The organism is Ruegeria sp. D3, from assembly GCF_056534465.1.
The window spans coordinates 249,372-266,846 of the sequence record NZ_JBQFPK010000006.1; the positions used below are offsets into that span (position 1 = coordinate 249,372).

The 17,475-nt window shown below is 52.2% G+C and carries 10 protein-coding genes; 4 read left to right on the forward strand and 6 right to left on the reverse strand.

All coding sequences use genetic code 11. The features are described from left to right. Positions 1 to 53 precede the first annotated feature (53 nt). Complete coding sequence (locus ACR0DX_RS11270; protein ID WP_170355273.1) at positions 54 to 983, forward strand: LysR family transcriptional regulator; 930 nt, start codon at positions 54 to 56, stop codon at positions 981 to 983. Between the two features lie 161 nt (positions 984 to 1,144). Further along, the gene (locus ACR0DX_RS11275; protein WP_170355274.1) at positions 1,145 to 1,840 is read left to right on the forward strand and encodes a superoxide dismutase; all 696 of its coding nucleotides are present in this window, start codon (positions 1,145 to 1,147) and stop codon (positions 1,838 to 1,840) included. A gap of 84 nt (positions 1,841 to 1,924) precedes the next feature. Here ACR0DX_RS11275 and ACR0DX_RS11280 read toward each other — a convergent pair whose 3' ends face one another. From ACR0DX_RS11280 to ACR0DX_RS11290, 3 genes are read right to left on the reverse strand one after another with little or no spacing between them, the layout of a single operon-like run. Then, positions 1,925 to 5,704, reverse strand: a complete 3,780-nt coding sequence (locus ACR0DX_RS11280; RefSeq protein ID WP_170355275.1) for a hypothetical protein — start codon at positions 5,702 to 5,704, stop codon at positions 1,925 to 1,927. A 14-nt stretch (positions 5,705 to 5,718) separates the two neighbouring features. Further along, a complete protein-coding gene (locus ACR0DX_RS11285; RefSeq protein WP_170355276.1) occupies positions 5,719 to 8,388 on the reverse strand; it encodes a hypothetical protein in 2,670 nt (889 codons plus the stop codon). Positions 8,389 to 8,409: 21 nt separating this feature from the next. Then, positions 8,410 to 9,894, reverse strand: a complete 1,485-nt coding sequence (locus ACR0DX_RS11290; RefSeq protein ID WP_170355277.1) for a hypothetical protein — start codon at positions 9,892 to 9,894, stop codon at positions 8,410 to 8,412. Between the two features lie 492 nt (positions 9,895 to 10,386). Between ACR0DX_RS11290 and ACR0DX_RS11295 the strand changes: the two genes are divergently transcribed. Beyond that, positions 10,387 to 10,755, forward strand: coding sequence for a response regulator (locus ACR0DX_RS11295; protein ID WP_170355278.1), 369 nt, complete (start codon positions 10,387 to 10,389; stop codon positions 10,753 to 10,755). An 11-nt stretch (positions 10,756 to 10,766) separates the two neighbouring features. Here ACR0DX_RS11295 and ACR0DX_RS11300 read toward each other — a convergent pair whose 3' ends face one another. From ACR0DX_RS11300 to ACR0DX_RS11310, 3 genes are all read right to left on the reverse strand, one after another. After that, the gene (locus ACR0DX_RS11300; protein ID WP_480846166.1) at positions 10,767 to 12,380 is read right to left on the reverse strand and encodes an adenylate/guanylate cyclase domain-containing protein; all 1,614 of its coding nucleotides are present in this window, start codon (positions 12,378 to 12,380) and stop codon (positions 10,767 to 10,769) included. Beyond that, positions 12,377 to 15,457, reverse strand: coding sequence for a response regulator (locus ACR0DX_RS11305; protein WP_170355279.1), 3,081 nt, complete (start codon positions 15,455 to 15,457; stop codon positions 12,377 to 12,379). Before ACR0DX_RS11305 ends, ACR0DX_RS11300 begins: the two co-directional genes overlap by 4 nt. A gap of 205 nt (positions 15,458 to 15,662) precedes the next feature. Continuing rightward, the gene (locus ACR0DX_RS11310; protein ID WP_170355280.1) at positions 15,663 to 16,436 is read right to left on the reverse strand and encodes an IclR family transcriptional regulator; all 774 of its coding nucleotides are present in this window, start codon (positions 16,434 to 16,436) and stop codon (positions 15,663 to 15,665) included. Between the two features lie 273 nt (positions 16,437 to 16,709). Here ACR0DX_RS11310 and ACR0DX_RS11315 point away from each other — a divergent pair, with 273 nt between their 5' ends. Then, positions 16,710 to 17,459 (forward strand): SDR family oxidoreductase, encoded by a 750-nt coding sequence (locus ACR0DX_RS11315; RefSeq protein WP_170527603.1) that lies wholly within the window; start codon positions 16,710 to 16,712, stop codon positions 17,457 to 17,459. Positions 17,460 to 17,475: the final 16 nt, after the last annotated feature.

The following is a 17,475-nucleotide window of genomic DNA, read 5'->3' on the forward strand; positions in this document are numbered from 1 at the left end:
TTTTTTTCCCGTGGAAATGTGAAAAAATAGGGAATGACCAAAGGTATGACCCCATGAGCGACAACGGCCAGCTATCAGATGCTTTCCAGAAAATTCCTGTCCAGGATTGGGATTTGTTGCGGTTTCTGGTGTGTGTTGCGCGCTCGGGCAGTATTGCTACGGCCTCGACGCAGCTTTCGGAAAGCCCGGCCACAGTGGGGCGTAAGTTACGTGAGCTGGAAAAGTCGCTTTCTTTGCCATTGTTCGAGCGCGGGTCCAGCGGTGTTACGCTAACTCCAATCGGTGATGATATCCTGCAAATCGCGCAGCGGATCGAAACTGAGCTTTGCCATATGGGTGAGGTGGCCCGTGGTCATCTTGGCTTTAAGGGCAGCCGTGTTTCCGTCACCGCACCAGAGGGGTTCGGGGCCTCGGTGCTGGCGCCTAAACTCATTGAATTCCATTCGCTGAACCCGCACATCAAGATCGACCTTTTGTTGTCGAACAAAAAAACCAACTTGCATAACCGCGAGGCTGATATTGCCGTGCGGTTGGGTGAACCCGAAGCGTACCGTGTCAACAGCGAGAAGTTGGGTGTTGTAAAATTCGGCATATACGCATCGCGAGAATATTTGTGCGATTTGGAACCGATCAGGTCACTAGAGGAATTTCTGGGTCACAACGTCATCGTGGCCACGGGTGCGCTAAGTCAAACTGTACAGGAAACCGAGTTTCGTAAAATCACTGGTAAGTGCAATGTTGCTGCCAGAACAGACAATGTGAATGCCCAACTGATGGCCGTGAGAAGTGGGTTGGGATTTGCCGCGCTGCCTAAATTCATGGCGGCTGGTCATTCGGATCTGATCGAGGCCCTGCCAGGCTTTCTGACACAATCATTGGATTTATGGATACTAACCCATAGTGACATCGCGCCTTATCCGTATGTGCAAACCACAACCGAATTTCTGACTCAGGTCTGCAAAGATATTGTCGAGCTGGAATAATCAGACAGGTAGATCCGAACGAATGTCCTTTCTAAATTCGAACCTGTTTTCCGTCGGGCACTGCGGCGATTTGTACATCCACCTTTCCGAATAAAACCCCCGCGTAGGTGTTTTAGGGTCATCTGTCGGGTCCATCGACAGACAATGGAAAGGAATGAAAAATGACTCTCTCTCGTCGTGGTTTTCTTGCGTCCGCTGGCTCGGGCTTGCTGGTTGCAGCAACGCCTGCCTTGGCAAGATCGGTAAGCGCTGGTGAAGCCTATTCGCTGCCGTCCCTTGACTACAGCTACTACGCTCTGGAGCCCGTTATTGGTGCGGAAACCATGGAGTTGCACCACAGCAAACACGCTGCTGGTTATGCGCGCAACCTGAACAAACTGATCCCGGGGACAAGCCTTGAAGGTCAATCTCTTGAAAGCATCATCAAGACTGCAGCAGCGGATCGTGGCAAATACCAGACTGTTTTGAACAATGCCGGTCAACATTGGAACCACTCGGAGTTCTGGAAAATGCTGGTCCCCGGCGGCACCGGAGTACCCGGAGCTCTGAAGAAGAAGATCGAAGGTGACTTCGGCAGTTTCGAAGCCTTCCGCGAGCAGTTCATCAACGTATCCAGTAAACAATTCGGGTCCGGCTGGGGTTGGCTGGCTGTCGACACGTCGGGAAAACTGGTTGTCCTTTCGACACCGAATGGTGAGAACCCGCTGGTGCACGACATGTTCCCTCTTTTGGGCGTCGATGTCTGGGAACACGCTTACTACGTTGACTATCGCAACCGCCGCAAAGAATACGTTGCTGCTGTTGTCGATGGCATTGTCAATTGGGAATATGTGGACGCGCGTTTGTCAAACGCCTGATTGTCATCATATTAGAAGCCCAGAAGTTCAAACGCTGAAACAGTCGAACGGTCTGTTTCAGCGTTCTGCATCTCCCGCTGTCTGTCAATCGTCAGGGATTTTGGCAACGCGCGCGATGATGCGATCGTTCGCCACATCTACGTTATGTTTCAGTTCCTGTGTGACTACGATCATCGGCGAGTGAAGGTTTTTTTGCGTATCCAGCGGCCGGAATTTGTCCAGTGCCTTTGACAGATCACTTCCAATCCGTGCCGCGTCGCGCAGTTCCTGTTTCGATGCGCCTTTTTTTGGAATCTCGAAGTCCAACAAAAGCGCGTTGATCTCGGCAGTCTTGAAATATTTCGGGTCTAATCCTGGTTTCAATTTGACCGCGCTGGCTTTGATCATTGACCAGGACTCGATATTCATTTCGATATCGCATGGTAACCAGCTGACATCCGCGTTTGAGCCGATGGTCTCAAATTCCTTGTCCTGCAATGCCGCGCGAAGATATTCGACTACACCCTGACATACGTCATCGGAATCCTCGAACACCTCGGGGGTCAGCCCACAGCTTTGCAACGCCCGGCGCGCCTGTGCGTCACCGTCTATACAGGCACCATAAGCCAGCACACACTTGCCCAGCGTCGTGTTAACCTTGATCGCCTGGCGGGCCAGCCTCCGGTTTTTGGGTTCTGCCCTGGCCAGCAGGAACAACTCCCATCCCTCTTTGATCCGATCCCGCGAGTATTTCTCGAACCAGAATTTATTCAGGAATTTTCCGATCTTTTCGATGCTGGTCATAGCTGCCGCGCCGACATGAGTTTGATCGGCCAGACGCGCAGCTTCTGCACCGACACCAGCAATATCAGCAGCAACTTCGGCAGCGTCGTGTATGGTGCCTTTGATCAGCGCATCGCGTTCCCCAACCACAGCAGGTTCATATGGGCTGTAGCTTCCGGCGATCGCGTTCATTTCGCGGGACCACTTGGACAGGGATTTGCGTCGTCGGTGCAGCTTAACGCTATCCATGACCAGAGTTCGAATTTTACCAATCAATCCGGCCGCGGGCACCGCAGCCAACATAATACCTGTCGCCCCCTTACTGGCCTGATCGGCAATCTTGATGCGTTGTTCGGTCTTTTTCACCTCAAGTGTCAGCTGTTCGACCGCTGACATCGCCTTTTCATACTCTTCCTGATAGAGTTTGGGGTCCGCATTGAATTTATCCAAACGCTTCAAATCGGCCTGCTTTTTGAGGTCTTCAAGCCAGGCGTCTTCTTCCTCCATGTCGGCTTCGATAACAGCGCGGAACCCCGGGTCCTTGAGTAGAGTTTTCGAAATGTCGTCATAGAGACCGCGGATTTCGTCCTCGGTTTCTGGGTTGTCCCCGTCCGGATCATCCTGCAGCTTTTCGACACGATCGCCCAAAACCTCCATCTGACCCAATATTTTATTCTCATCTTCTTTCGACAAGTTCATATCTGCGACAGCGCGGACATCATTATGCGTAGCGCGATCGCAAACAGACAGCATTTTGAAAACCGCGTCTGCGACCGTTTCGGGGTCAAGCTTGCCCGGATCCAGTGACATGAACAGCTTGAGGTCCTTTTGATCCTCGGGGATGTTCAGCCTTTTGGCCGTGTCCCTAATTTTTTGATACGCCTTCTGAACTTTGACCTTGTCCTTGCGAAAGCTCTCATCGGCCATCTGTTTCGAAAGTTCTCTTGTTTCCTCCATAATGTCGCGCTGGTCGTTGACTGTGGCCATGTATTTGCTCATCCCGAATTCGGATTGGCCTTCAGCATGTTCTTCTTCAATTCTGGCGGTGACGGCAAAATCTGCATCGCTGCCGTGGCCACCCCAGCCGGCCTCGATGTCATCGGCATCCTTGTCTTCACGGACCGCGTCACCGATCAACCCGGCTGTTCCGGTAAACGGGCCAGAGGTCGTGAATAGAAGCACTTGCTTGGCGAAATCGTCCCAGTCGCCTTTCTGCGCGGCGGCTACCATCTTGTCGATCATTGTAACCGAAAGACCCATTCCCTTGGCCAGCATGCCCCAGGAGGATGCCTCATCCCGGCTGTCATTTCCGGTGTCGCCCCAGCCACCGTCGTCGCCCTTGGTTCCCGATGCTGACATCGACTCGCCCGCAGCGTCGCAGATATCGGCGATGGCTCCGACCACAAGCTCGCGGGGGTCTTTCAGGGTTTTCCTACCCTCGGCGACCTGAGTGAGTTTGGACACCGCTTTTAAACCCGCTTTGCCTGCCAATATCCCGAATTTGGTTTTGTGTTGACGGTTCTGGGTATCTGCGTTCGTGGTCAGGTCTTCTGCTTCGGTTGCGCTAGTGATGCCTGCCGCGACCGAGTCAGCAAAGGCACCTGCCAGTTGAATACCAATATCGCGCCGTTTTTCCTGTTTCGCCCTATAGGCCTGAGCGGCCTCAACCGCTCCAATGGCTGCTGCGGCTCCGCATTTGCGTGCGGCGTCCTGAGCGACGAACTTTCCGTATTGCTGTGTCAGCTTCGCGGCTTCGTATTTCTCTTTTTCCTCGCCTTCCGCACTTTTGATCTGCGCGTCCAGCCATTTGTCGTAGTCCTTAATCCCATCTTTCTTTTGCGCGTCGAATTCGGCGCGCGTCAGTTGTAACTGGGTGACTTTCTTGTCGTCTGCAGCGAGTTCATCCAGAGTTTTCTCGTCGTTAATTGTTAAACCACCGAACTTGAGACGGTTTTTCTCGTATCGAACCCCGTCCTTTTCATTGCGAAGCTGTTCGATTTTTTCGGGGTCTTCTTCTTCTTCGATTTGCTCGGACAGCGAAGCTTCTTCCTTATCCAACCAGTCCTTATAGGAAAGTTCCTCGTTTGGATTGTCCTTGAGGTATTTGGCCTTGGTCAGGTCGGCTTCGGTGATCTCGGGTCTGTCCGCTTTCGGCAATGCTTTGATCTCGGCGACGGTTTTACCTTCTATCACTAGGTCATTGTACTCGTCGGGCATCTCGTCGACGTCGAGGTCTTCATCCAGCGCAATGTTTTCTTCCTTGAAGTTGATGAACTTCGCCAAATCCTCGCGACTGGCCTCGGTGATCGAGATATTGGCGTAGTGAAGCGCCTGACTGGCCCCAAGATTGGCGGCCGTCATCAGCAGCTTGCCACGGCGGAGCGCCTTGTCGACCCCCGCCACCTTCATCTCCTTACCTTCTTCGCGGGCCATCAATTCGGTGTAGACGGCGGCCGCATTCTTGAACACCTGCATACCTTCCGAGAAACTGTCAGGCACAAGGTTTGACGGGATAACCCCTTCACGAACCAACGGTGTCCACAATTCTTTTTCGATATCTCGGTCGCTGAACAGGCGTTCACCTTTTTTGTCGACCATCGCCGCCAATTCATTCGACTTTTCAACCAGCGGCCGCAACATGTCAAAGATTTCGCGGATCGCGGTGGCCGCCGCTTCGGACTTGAATTCGAATGTCTCCTCACCTTTCTTGAGGCCTACAAACTCGCCCGCGCGATCCGCAAAACTGTCCCATTCACTGTCTTCGATTTCGACCGGGATTTTGTCTCCGTCCACTTGCGCCAGTACTTTAATGGTCTTCGGGAATTTTACGTCTGCCGCGTTCCAGGCAGCCCCCAACACTGGATTGGAAAGAGCCATCGCCTCGTTAAGGTTGTGGTTCCTTTTTTCGACGACAAGACCCAACTCACGCAGACCGTCGCGCAGCGCTTGTTTTGTTTCTCCGAAATCCTCACTGGAATTGAGCACCTCAATGGCCTTTTCACGCGCGATGAGATTGTCGATTTCGTCTTGAAGATTCTGAGTCAACTGACCGCCGTCGCCAAAGACCTTCGTCATCCAGACACGTTCTGCTTCAAATGACATTTCGCTCTCCTGGCTTAGGTCTGTTTAACTTCGGCGAGTAAGTCGGCTTCGGTCTTTTCCAGAAAATGTAGCAGGCGGCGTACAGGGCGGCCGTTGTCGAACGGGTTTGTCTTGATCAGACCGCCGATCATTGTTTCTTCCAGGAACCGTCGATTTCTTCGGATCACGGTAAAGGCTTCTTCGCGCAGGGCGATCAGTTCAGGCATGCCCAGACCCTTGGACCGTTTTATCAGGTCGCCACATTTGTCATCGAGATCCATCCGTTCTTCGATCTGCTCGGCCACGGTGCCAATATTCTTTTTATTCGCGTCGTAAAGACTGACAAAGGCGTTGGCGGTCGGGTCTTCATCTTTGACCTTCCGGGCTTTCTTCGCGACCGCCGGAACATGTTCTTTGTGAAAAGCTTCAAGCCCGTCGTAAAAAGGAGAAAGGCCGTCACGGAGACGTTGCAAAATCAAAGCGAACTTTTCATTCGAGCTCTGATCTTTTGACATCTTCAAAGGCACATTTGCTTCTGCGAAATCACGTGCTTCTGATAACAGACGTTCAGCCTCAATCGTTAATTCATCGAAATCTTCAGGGGTCGCGGCTGTTTTAGCGCGTGTTTTCAACGCCTTGAGTAGAACCTCATTGCTTTCGAAACTGTCGCGTGCAGCCCCTTTCAGCTTTTTCTTTTCCTTGCTGACGAAGTTTTTCAAGGTCTTTTGCGCTTCTTTAAAGTTTGCTTCTGACTTGTTGAGTCTGTCGTTAAGGTCGCCTGAGTTGTTTACGTCCAAGATAGTTCTAGCCAGAGCGCTGGCGTCTTGGCGTTTCAATTTGCCCTTCAGCTCTGCCACGCTCAGCTGCCCAGATGGCAGCCCGGAAAGTGCTTTTTCGGTTCGAACCAGACTGTTTATCTTCCAGTCCATACGTTCGGTCAGTTTATCCAACTTGCGGTCAGCTTTCTTAACAGAGCTGTTTTTGCCGATGTCGACTTCTCCCCAAATTCCGTCGAACAACCTGTCGTACAAACCTGCATAGTCTTCGCGGTCGGCGGCCTGTTCCAGGGATTTTTGCGTCTCGGAGTCAATCTTTAAGCCGCGGATGGTGTTTTCGCCGTTCTTTTGCGAAAGCTTCTCGCAAAACACTTTGAGGGTCTTCTTGAACTGAGCGATGAACGCCTTGGTCTTATCCTTCTTGGCTTTGTCGAACTTATCTTTGAAGTCTTTGTAATCTGTTCGATAGGATTCGAGAGATTTGATACGAGCCTTCAGCAAATCTTCGTGCTCTTGCAATCGTTTCAAGGCTTCAGCCAGCTTTTCCGGATCCTTGATGTTACGGTTTTGCAGGTCCAGTTCATCCTGGAAATATTCTTTATGAAAATCTGAATACTTAATCACCCGATGTTCGAGAAGGGCTTCGTAGCGTTTTGCGCATTTCTCGTAAGCCTTGTAGTTATCGGAATGCTTCTTCAGAACATCAAGATCCTCGGAGATTTGGTTTTCAAAATCTCGAAGTAGAAGGAAGTCGGCCTGACCCAATTCCTCTGAAGCAGCCAGCATCTGTAACACCTCGAGCTTGGCGGCCAACGGTTTCATGATATCCTGAGGCAAGCCCGAGACCCCGCGCGCTGTTTTGATATTGCCGTGTCCGGTTGCGTCGGCCTCTTTTTGCTGAACCTCGTGATCTTTCACTCTGAGGTAATTTCCGACAGCGCTTTCATGCGATTCTGCGCTTTTTCGGAAAACGGCTTTCAGGATGATTTCTCCGGTGTGGATATGCTTGGCCGCCTTATCTTGCCAGGGTTTAAGTTTCGACGGATCGTTGCCGAAGTGGCTCAGGACATCATCAGAGTCTTTCCATTTCAGATTGTAGCTCTTCGTTGCGCTCTGAAAATCGACCAGGGCTTTATAAGCCTTGGTTTTGGTTTGCGCCTTGTCGTATGCATACCTGCGGCTCAGCTGTCCTGCGGCAGCGCGCATGTCCTTGAGATAGTTCAGTGTCGCCAGCGCGTCGCGCGCTGTGTGTTCAAGCTGATCTTCCTTCGACTCTTCAGCCAATTCCTCGGTTGATTTTCGCTCGTCAACGGCTTGGGCGACATTGACTTTCACATCTGAATTGCCCTGAAGCTCTCCGCCTGGAGCGGCTGCGGGTTTTTCGTTGGACAATGCCAGCTTTTCCAAGGTCTCAAGATACAGAAGCCCATTCAACACGGCCTGTGCATCGCTATACCGACCCGCTTCTGACAATTTTTTTGCCAACTTCGCCGAACGTTTCAGTACCCGCTGGCCTCGTCTTGTGAACCGATCGTCTTCTTCCGCAAGATCCGCGCTGATGGTTTTCAGTTTAAGATCAATAGATGTATTGAGCGCCTTGATTTTCTTCTTGAGCAGTTTTTCATCTTGTTGACGTGCGCGAAAATCTATTGGGTGACGCCAGGCTTTCAGCAGTTTGACCTCATTCGTCGTCAAGTCGAATGTGTCAATCTCTTTGTCTGTGAAAGTGAAATTCCCGCGTTTGAATTTTTCGAAATCGGTTCCGTCATCCGTAAGGGAATAAAGCGCTTCGGAGGCCTCGGCGATTTGCTCCTCAACATTGGCGGCGTTTGGAACTACAACGGCTTTCAGCCGCAGTGCCGCCATCAGTTTGGCTGCGAAATCCTTTGCTCTGGCCTCATGCCAATCTTCGTCTTTTTCGCCGCGCATGCGCGCCCCCCGTTTTGAAAATCAACCTGCCCTCAGGACGTGTTTCATCTTAGTAACCGCATCACCCAGAACCGTGCCCAAAGACATGGAGACCCCAAGATCATTCGTGTCGATCAACTTGATTGCCGGATTGCTCGACAAAAAGCCGGCCATGTCGTCAAAGGCTTTTTCTGCTGAATCCAACGCATCTGGCAGGCGCGTTTCGTTTGCGCGGTCCAGTTCGATGAAGGCGGCGTTCAATTGAACGAACAGATTTTCAGAAAAACCGGTCAGACCACTTTCCGACAGGGTCTGGCAATTTGGATCGTCAAAGGCAGACAGTTCTTGCCTCAATTTATCGATCTGGCCAGATACATCCCGGTGCGCTTCGTCCCAGATGTTGCGAATGCGGGCCGCGACCTTTTTACCTTCTGTTTCAGGTGCCAGCTTTGCGGAAGGTTCATCCGGTCGTTTTGCCTGTGCAATGGCGTTTTCGACCTGTTCAAGCTGGATGAGAGCCGCCGCTGTATCGCCACCCGCGACCATGGCCTTAGAGGCCGCGAATGTGTGCAGTGCTTTCTCAAGCCCTTGCGTGCCTTCGTCCAGTGCCGACTTCAATAATTTGGCAACCCGCTGCAATTCGGATGTTGGATCGGGCCCATTCGTTGTTTCCGGCTTGGCAGTGTTTATGCCTGCCTTTTTGGCGGCAGTGATCTTATCGGAAAGGATTTTTAGGATCTTGAGAGCATCGGAATATTTGCCTGCCTTCGCCAAGGCTTCGGCCTTGTCCCAGATTGGGTTGGCCTTGTCGGGATCAAGAAGGCCCGCATTTAAAGCGGACTTGAAAACAGGTGCGAATTTTTCGGATCCGATTTGCCAGCGCTTCTTGTTGAGATCGACAGGTTTTGCGTCTTGTCCATCATCCGAGGTAACTGGGGTGTGCAGCGCGGTCCTGAGCCTTTTTGCGACCTTGATTGCACCTGGATAGTCATTTTCCTCATCGCCTATCCTCAGGGCATAACCCCAGGCCGTGCGAATTTTGGACACGTCTCCTTCACCGGCTTTCAGAAACGCGGCTACGTCAGGGGCCAGATTGTCCTTTAACGTCTTCCATTCAATTGCGTCAGGGTCCGGCGCAGTATCATCGTCGGCGTCATCTGCAGCAGGCTCGGTATTGAACACTGGTTTTTCAGGTTTGTCTTCTGGACCGAAGACTTCAACCCGCATCGGAGCCTCGGCCAGTTTAAGGAACTCTTTCGTTTTCTTGGCCAGTTGCGCGACCACGTCACTTTGGCAATGGAGGTTAAGCGTGTTTCCGTCGCACCACATTGTGCCAGAGGAAAGTTTTTGTGTTTCACCTTCGCTTTTTGCGCGTTTGGTCAATGCGTCGGGCGCCAAAATGCGATCGACCAGGAAGACTAGGTTTTCAGTCGTCTTGCCCAGACAGATCGCAAAGTTCAGTTCCCGCTTTCGAGCAGCCGCAAAATGCCCCTTGAGTTCTTTTGTTTTCTTCTTGTCAATCGCCATGGCTTCCCCCACGTAACGATTTGACAAAAGATCACTTCAAAATTCAACTTAATTGCTGACTGCATCAGCGCCCTTCAGTTCACGAAAATCCCAAAGCATCCGGACTGAAACTGTCGTCGCACCCCTACGTCGACGAGATTTACGTTGTTTCCAAACAGCAGGACAAAAAACCTATCTGGCTTGTATGCTTATAATTTTTCGGTGTGGCGACTAGGTGATCAATTTAGGTTGACCGTGTCATACGGGGTCGCGGGCTACCGCAATACTTGTTCCAAGCTGTTGCTATTTGGTTTTTCGAATAACCATCGCACCGGACCCAATGACGGCTATTCGGGCCAGATTGTCGTTGCATGCATCTATATTGTCGAGATTATAAGCTGATCGTTTCGGGGAACGCTGTGCCGGAGTTAGGGTGGGCTGCGACCATCGTTTTGTCTCGATTAAAGCCGATTGAAAGGTAAAACGCGCGGATGCGCATTGGGGGGGTGGATTTTGGTTAAAGTTCTGCTGGTGGAAGACAATGAAATGAACCGCGATATGCTATCGCGCAGATTGACCCGTAAAGGGTTTGCGGTCGTGGTTGCAAAAGACGGGTTGGAGGGCGTTGCCATGGCGGGCAGCCAGTCTCCGGACATCATATTGATGGATATGAGCTTACCTGAGATTGATGGCTGGGAGGCAACACGGCGCATCAAGGCCAACTCGGACACGGCTTCGATCCCGGTTGTTGCGTTGACTGCTCACGCAATGGCCAGCGACAGGGAAAAAGCGTTGGACGCGGGTTGTGATGATTTCGATACCAAGCCCGTTGAACTTAGCCGCTTACTGGAAAAGATGGAAAACCTGTTGCCCGCGTCCTAGTGGCCGCACAATTATCCCGCTGCAGGTTTGCGCCGCATAACGAAAAACGTACGAACCTGACCTTTGCCTTTGACACGAATATCGGCAGGTTCGGAAAGGTCAAATCGGTGTTCGATTTGTTTGGCTGTTGTTTCGGAAACTTGAACTCGGTTTGGCGCACCGGTTGATTCCATACGGCTAGCCATATTCACTGTGTCGCCCCAAACGTCGTAGAGAAATCGGTGTGATCCAATTATGCCAGCGACCACGGGTCCGCTGTGGATGCCAATTCTGACATCCATGGGGTGATCCAATTCATGGTTCAGAAATTCGACCACTGCCAACATGCGAAGTGCCATTTCTACGACCACTTCTGCATGGTCACCCCGATGATCCGGAACGCCAGCGGCCGCCATATATGCATCCCCGATTGTTTTGATCTTCTCTACGCCGAGTTCTGACGCGATTTCGTCAAAGTCTGAGAAAACGCGGTTGAGGTTGTGAACCACATGGGCAGGCGGCAGTTTGGACGACAACTCGGTGAATCCAACAAAGTCCGAAAACAGAACAGTTGCTTCACTGTGGCGATCGGCGATCATTGTTTCACCGTCATTCATGCGTGCCACGATTTTCTGCGGCAGGATGCTGTGGAGAAGTTCCATATATTTTTGTTTTTCCGATTCCACTTGCCGAAGGTACTCGCGTTCGCAGTCCCGCCAACGCCGTTTTTCGAGGGCGGCGCTGATCCGGGCTTTCAGTAGGACGGGGTTGAACGGTTTGGGCAAATAGTCCTCGGCTCCGGCCTCGATGCAGCGCGCGACGCTTTCGAGTTGGTCCAGGGCCGAGATCATTATGACCGGAATATCGCGGTAAGCGTCATCATCCTTTAATCGGGCCAAGACATTGAAGCCGTCAATATCGGGCATCATTAGGTCTAGCAAAACCAGATCGAACGCGTGTTGCGCCATCATCTTCAGGGCTGTTCGCCCTCCGTCCGCGGTTTTGACTTCATGGCCGTCCCGTTCCAACCGACGAGCCAAAAGACTTCTGTTTGTCTCAAGATCATCCACAACGAGGATACGCCCGATCAGCCCGGCGGTATCCGCAATTTGTTGGGTAGACTGCATGCTCTGGGTGAGTTTTGTGAACATTTCGGCGGCGTCGTCGGACGCTTCCGGAAGGCCAAACCCCCCGTTCGGTTGATGGTCGGACAAAGCCGACAGCCTGTCGATATGATGCAGCAAAGCGTCGGTGTGCTGAAGCAGACCTAGAATGTCGGGTTTCAATTGACCTGCGTTCAGTGCTTCCAAATCCTCCAGAAGCATTTCGCTATAGCCCTTGATTGCGTTCATGGGTGTTCGCAAGTCGTGACGCAGTCGTTTTATTCCTTCATCACCGCTGATTGTCAGCTTTATCGCCATTTCGGGACGAAGCAGCTGATCGACAAATGCGTTCAATTCGGTTGCCGCTCTGGAAATACGGCTCAGGTCGGATACGGCATCCTCAGGGACCATCCGTCTAGCTTCGTTCTCAAGTATATCGCAAAGCCCGACAATCACGCTGACCGGAGATATCAGCGTCTGACGTAAATTCGCTAACCACAATGCTTGCGCTTGTTGGGCTTTGGTGTCCGGTAGGTCGGTCACGGCCGAGGTGTCCGTGAAGCTGAGCTTGGCAGAATTTCATTCAACTGATTCAAGATGGTTTCGATTTCATCTCCATCCTTGCGGATCAGCGTCTGAACGGAACCATTCAAACGTTTCCGATCTTCGTTCGACAGAGTCTTAGCCGTCACGATAACAACGGGTATCTCTTTCCATTGATCATTCTTCCTCATCCTCGCAAGGAATTCGAAACCGTCCATTTCGGGCATCATGAGGTCAAGCAATATTACATCGGGCACTGCTTCCGAAAGCTGATGCAACGCATCCAGCCCGTTGACAGCCTGATCTATCTTCCAGCCTTCCTTCTCAAGAACGCGGGAGATGAATTCGCGGGTCGCTGCTTCGTCCTCGACAACCAGAACGCTCGGCGTCGGCTGACTGGGGCAATGGTCCTTTAGGGCGCTCAGAAGTTCGATGGTGTCAATCGGCTTGGCGAGGTATTCACTGGCACCCAAAGACAAGCCCCGTTGACGGTCTTCTGCAAAGGTAAGCATGATCACCGGGATATTAGCCAGTTCGGGATCATCCTTCAGTTTAGAAAGAACCGCCCAGCCGTCGACCTCAGGCATGAACACATCCAGGGTTATCGCATCCGGCCGCACTGTCCGAGCGAGCTCCAGAGCATCCTCGCCCCTAGTCGAAGCCAAAACCCGGTATCCTTCCCGATGCAGTCGCCGACCTAATAGGTCATGTACAGTAGGGTCATCATCCACCAGCAAGATAAGCGGAGCGTTCGGATCAATGTTCGGATCGTTTTGGGAGAAGTCCGAGACCTTTAGCCGATCAATTGACGGATCTTGGCAGATGCGCGGCAGTCTAATTGTAAAAGTGGAGCCTTCGCCCAAAGCGCTGGTACAATGAACGTCGCCCCCCAACTGTTCACAGAACACCTTGGTAATCGACAAGCCCAAACCAGTCCCGCCATAGTTTCGTGTCGTTGAAGAGTCCGCTTGGGTGAATGCCTCAAAAACCCGGTCGACTTGCTCTGGCGTTATTCCGATCCCGTGGTCAATAACTGAAAACTCAATTAAATCAGCCTCGCTCGACGGTGTAACCGACAACACGACGTCTCCGTTCTCGGTGAATTTGCAGGCATTGGACAACAGATTGAGAAGCGCCTGACGTATCTTAGTCAGGTCGCAGACCATGTCACCTATGCCTTCGGAGCATTGAATTTTCAGCGTATTTCGGTTTTTTTCGGCCAGCGGTTGCATAGTAGTGCCGACATCATTGACCATCTGGGCGACGTCGAAGGATTCGAGATTGAATTCCATCTTCCCAGCTTCGATTTTGGACAAATCAAGGATGTCGTTGATCAATGCGAGCAAGTGTTTGCCAGCCGACTGAATCTTACGAAGATCGCTCAGGTTTGCTTCGTCATTCTGGTCGATGGCTTCTTCCAGCATCAATTCGCTATAGCCGATAATCGCGTTCAGCGGCGTGCGAAGCTCGTGGCTCATATTTGCAAGAAAGGTGCTTTTGGTTTTGTTGGCAGTTTCCGCGATGTCACGGGCCACACGCAACTCACGTTCCGCTTGCTTTTGGGTGGTTATGTCACGGCCATAAATGTTTGCGTACCCGCCTTCCGCAATGGGCCACAGCAGAAGGGAATAGATGAGGCCGCCCGCTTCATACTCGAAGTCTTGTCGTTCATCATATTGCAAACCCTTGCTAACGCGTTTGCGCCAGCCGGTCCCGACGCGATCCCCGACTTTTAGTTGCAATGCGTTGATCAAAGGGGCGCTTGCTTTGTTTGCATAGATTAACTGACCCTGACTGCTGATGCGCAGTACAGGATTTGGATTTTCTTCCGGGATACGCGCCAATTCTCGCATCCGGTTTTCGGCTTGCTTCAGTTGCGTGACATCCCGGCCATACAGATTGACGTGTTCAGCGTCGGGAACCGGCCAGAGCAGCAAGGTATAGACCATGCCGCCTGCTTGGTATTCAAAGTCTTGCCGTTCATTTTCTCGCAGGCCCATTTCAACACGCTGCATCCAATCCGAGCCAACCTTCGTTCCCACTTTCAGGCTCAGCGCGTCCAACATCGGCTTGCTGGCTCTGTTGGCGTATATCAAAGTACCATCGCTACCGATGCACATCACCGGGTTGGGGTTTTCCTCGGGTATCTGTGCCAGCTCGGCATTGCGTGCTTCGACTTTTTTCAGCTCGGACACGTCGCTGTAAATCGCGACTGTGGCGTTGTCGCGGGTTTTGCGTTCGCTTATTTTTATCCACCCCCCGGATGTTCGGCTTTGCATCTGGGTGCCTTCGGGATTGGCATGGCGTTTCAAGCGTTGCACCAGCCATTCTTCTTCGCGCCCGACCGCATCAGCAATCACATTGAGCGAAAGAGCTTTTCGAACAACCTGTTCAAAGCTCATACCTGGTTTGACCAGATCTTCATGCCCTGGATACAGCATCTTTCGATAGGTCTTGTTCGCAAGCACCAACCGGTCTTCGGAATCGTACAGAGCGAAACCTTCTGGAATTGTGTTTATTGCATCGACGAGTCCGTCCAGTTGTTGATCTGGTCGCGAAACACGTAATTGTCGGTCAAGAAACGCCGTTGCACAAAGGATCGCAGCGCTGTGTGCGACGTTTGTGTCGGTCTCACTGAATTCGGCCGCCCGCTCGCCTTGAAGCAGGATGGCGCCAATAACTCTTCCAAGAGATTTGACAGGTAACACCATCGTGGCGACGGAGGTCTTGCTGTCATGTGCGCTATCTCGCTCTGGTGAAGCAAAGTGTACTTGTCGGTTGCCGGAAGTCAGCGCGTTGCCGATAAAGTCTTCGGCGATTGGGATTTGCTCAGAGCTCCAGACAACCCAATCCTTGTTGGCTTGTGCGGTAGTGCCTTCCAAATAGAAATCACCATCCGGACTGAGCAAAGCGAACGCGCATTCGTCCATGACCAACAAGGTCTTCAGCTTGAGTGCGACTTGAAAAAGAAGGTGATCGGGATCAGGTGTTCTTTCAACTATGGACGCAATCTCTTCCAACATGGCTTGTCTGGCAGCGTCTGATTGATGTTCATGACGGCTTTTGGACTGATTCATGTCGCGCTCTCCATTTGGCGAGATCAGCGCATCACCGAAACACTGTTCTTCAGGTTTCCAAACTCGAAAACAGTTGAACGGAAGTCGGAAAGCAAAACAAGGTTGATTTCGCTTTGTTCTGATGCGGGCGGAACGTCCGGGGCTGTCGCAGTGGCTTGGCGGCGCAGGACCTGCGGCAGGGGATCTTGGCGGTTGGCGTTACTATTCAACCGCCCGAGTAATAGGCCGAAAGCTCTTTAGACAAGTCGAGGAATAGCTGATGCACCTCGTCTATCGAAGGTACGTCCATCTGATCGATGCGTTCGACATACGGGCAGTTAATGGCGCAAATAGCGGTGCCTTCGTGATCGAAGACAGGATAGGCTAGATTGGTAACACCGACTGCAGTTGCGGATGGCATCCTTTCGTAGCCAACTTCTCTGATGCGGGCGACATGTTCCATGAACTCGCCCCGGTCAATTTGTGGTTCGCCTCGCGCCAGCCGGTGGATGTCCAGAAGAGCCTCAATCTGTTGATCGGTGCGAAAGGCGGCCATGACCCGACCTGTCCCGGTGTTGCCCAACCCCATGACGGTACCCACGCGCAACGAGAACACCCAGTCACCTGGTGCCGCAACCGAGGCCACCACAACGATGTCACCATTGCTTTCCATACTCAGGTGGCAGGACTGCCAGGCGCGTCGTGTCGTCACGCGCATTTTGGGTGTGGAAACTTCCAACAACCGCTCGACCGGTGGGTGGCGTTGCGACAGCGCAAACATCTTTAGGCTCAACGAATACAGGTCGTCGTCTTTGGAACGAATGACGTAACCGCGCCGGACCAGGGTGGACAGCATTCGGTAGATTTCGCTTTGCGACCGATCTAGAGCGCGGGCGATATCACCTTGTGTCAGTCCATCCCCGTGGAGTGACAAAAGCTCAATAATATCAATACCTTTTTCGAGTGCTGGCGCACGATACTTTTCGGTTTGTTCCACCACGTCTTCCTCCTAGGGCGAATGCATAAAGCATCGTTTTGCCGACTGCAAAATGTCAATGTTGATTTATTAGTGAATACCTGATTTAAATATGAAAAGAGGTGGAGGAATCAAGCGCGTCGGAGTTTTAGGAGGCCCGGCGCCTGCCAAGCCTGAGATTGCGAAATATTGCTGACCCAATGAGGTTAGAAGCCGTATGGCTGAGAGTTGGCTAAGCAATTGCGCGTTTTGGGGAATGTGCCTTGTTGCATGACTAAAATTTTGGGACCGAGGAAAATGAAGCCAAGAAAAGGCCGCCTGGCCGGAAAAAAAGCGCTTGTTACTGCGGCGGGGCAGGGGATCGGCCGCGCAAGTGTTGAACAATACGTGGCCGAAGGCGCTGAAGTTATTGCTTGCGACATCAACGAGGATACGCTGGCCGAACTTGAGGCTATCGAACGCGTCTCGGTGGTCAATCTGGATGTAACGGATGCTGACGCGGTGGCCGAAGCAATTGCATCTGCGGGTGAAGTGGATGTTCTATTCAACTGTGCTGGATTTGTGGGCTCCGGAAACATTCTGGAATGCGACGACGCGCAATGGGATTTCAGTTTTGATCTGAACGTCAAGGCAATGTTCCGGCTGGCCAAGCTGGTTATCCCCGGAATGGTTGCCAGGGGCGGTGGTTCAATCGTCAACATGTCGTCGGTGGCGTCTTCGATCAAAGGGGTGCCAAACAGGTTTTCCTACTGTGCGTCCAAGGCCGCAGTGATCGGGCTGACCAAATCAATCGCGGCGGACTTCATTACAGACGGCATTCGTTGCAACGCGATTTGCCCCGGCACCGTAGACAGCCCCAGCTTGCACGATCGCCTGCGCGCGATGGGTGATTACGATCAGGCGTTGAAGGATTTCATCGCGCGGCAACCGATGGGCCGGATTGGCCATGCAGACGAGATTGCAGCGCTGGCGACCTATCTGGCCAGCGATGAAAGCGGATTTACTACAGGGCAGACTTTCGCCATCGACGGCGGCTGGACTGTGTGAGCAAGGAGAGACTTAG

Coding starts and splice junctions, on each gene's coding strand:
- ACR0DX_RS11270 (WP_170355273.1), top strand. CDS start 54: ATGAGCGACAACGGCCAGCTATCAGATGCTTTCCAGAAAATTCCTGTC.
- ACR0DX_RS11275 (WP_170355274.1), top strand. CDS start 1,145: ATGACTCTCTCTCGTCGTGGTTTTCTTGCGTCCGCTGGCTCGGGCTTG.
- ACR0DX_RS11280 (WP_170355275.1), bottom strand. CDS start 5,704: ATGTCATTTGAAGCAGAACGTGTCTGGATGACGAAGGTCTTTGGCGAC.
- ACR0DX_RS11285 (WP_170355276.1), bottom strand. CDS start 8,388: ATGCGCGGCGAAAAAGACGAAGATTGGCATGAGGCCAGAGCAAAGGAT.
- ACR0DX_RS11290 (WP_170355277.1), bottom strand. CDS start 9,894: ATGGCGATTGACAAGAAGAAAACAAAAGAACTCAAGGGGCATTTTGCG.
- ACR0DX_RS11305 (WP_170355279.1), bottom strand. CDS start 15,457: ATGAATCAGTCCAAAAGCCGTCATGAACATCAATCAGACGCTGCCAGA.
- ACR0DX_RS11315 (WP_170527603.1), top strand. CDS start 16,710: ATGAAGCCAAGAAAAGGCCGCCTGGCCGGAAAAAAAGCGCTTGTTACT.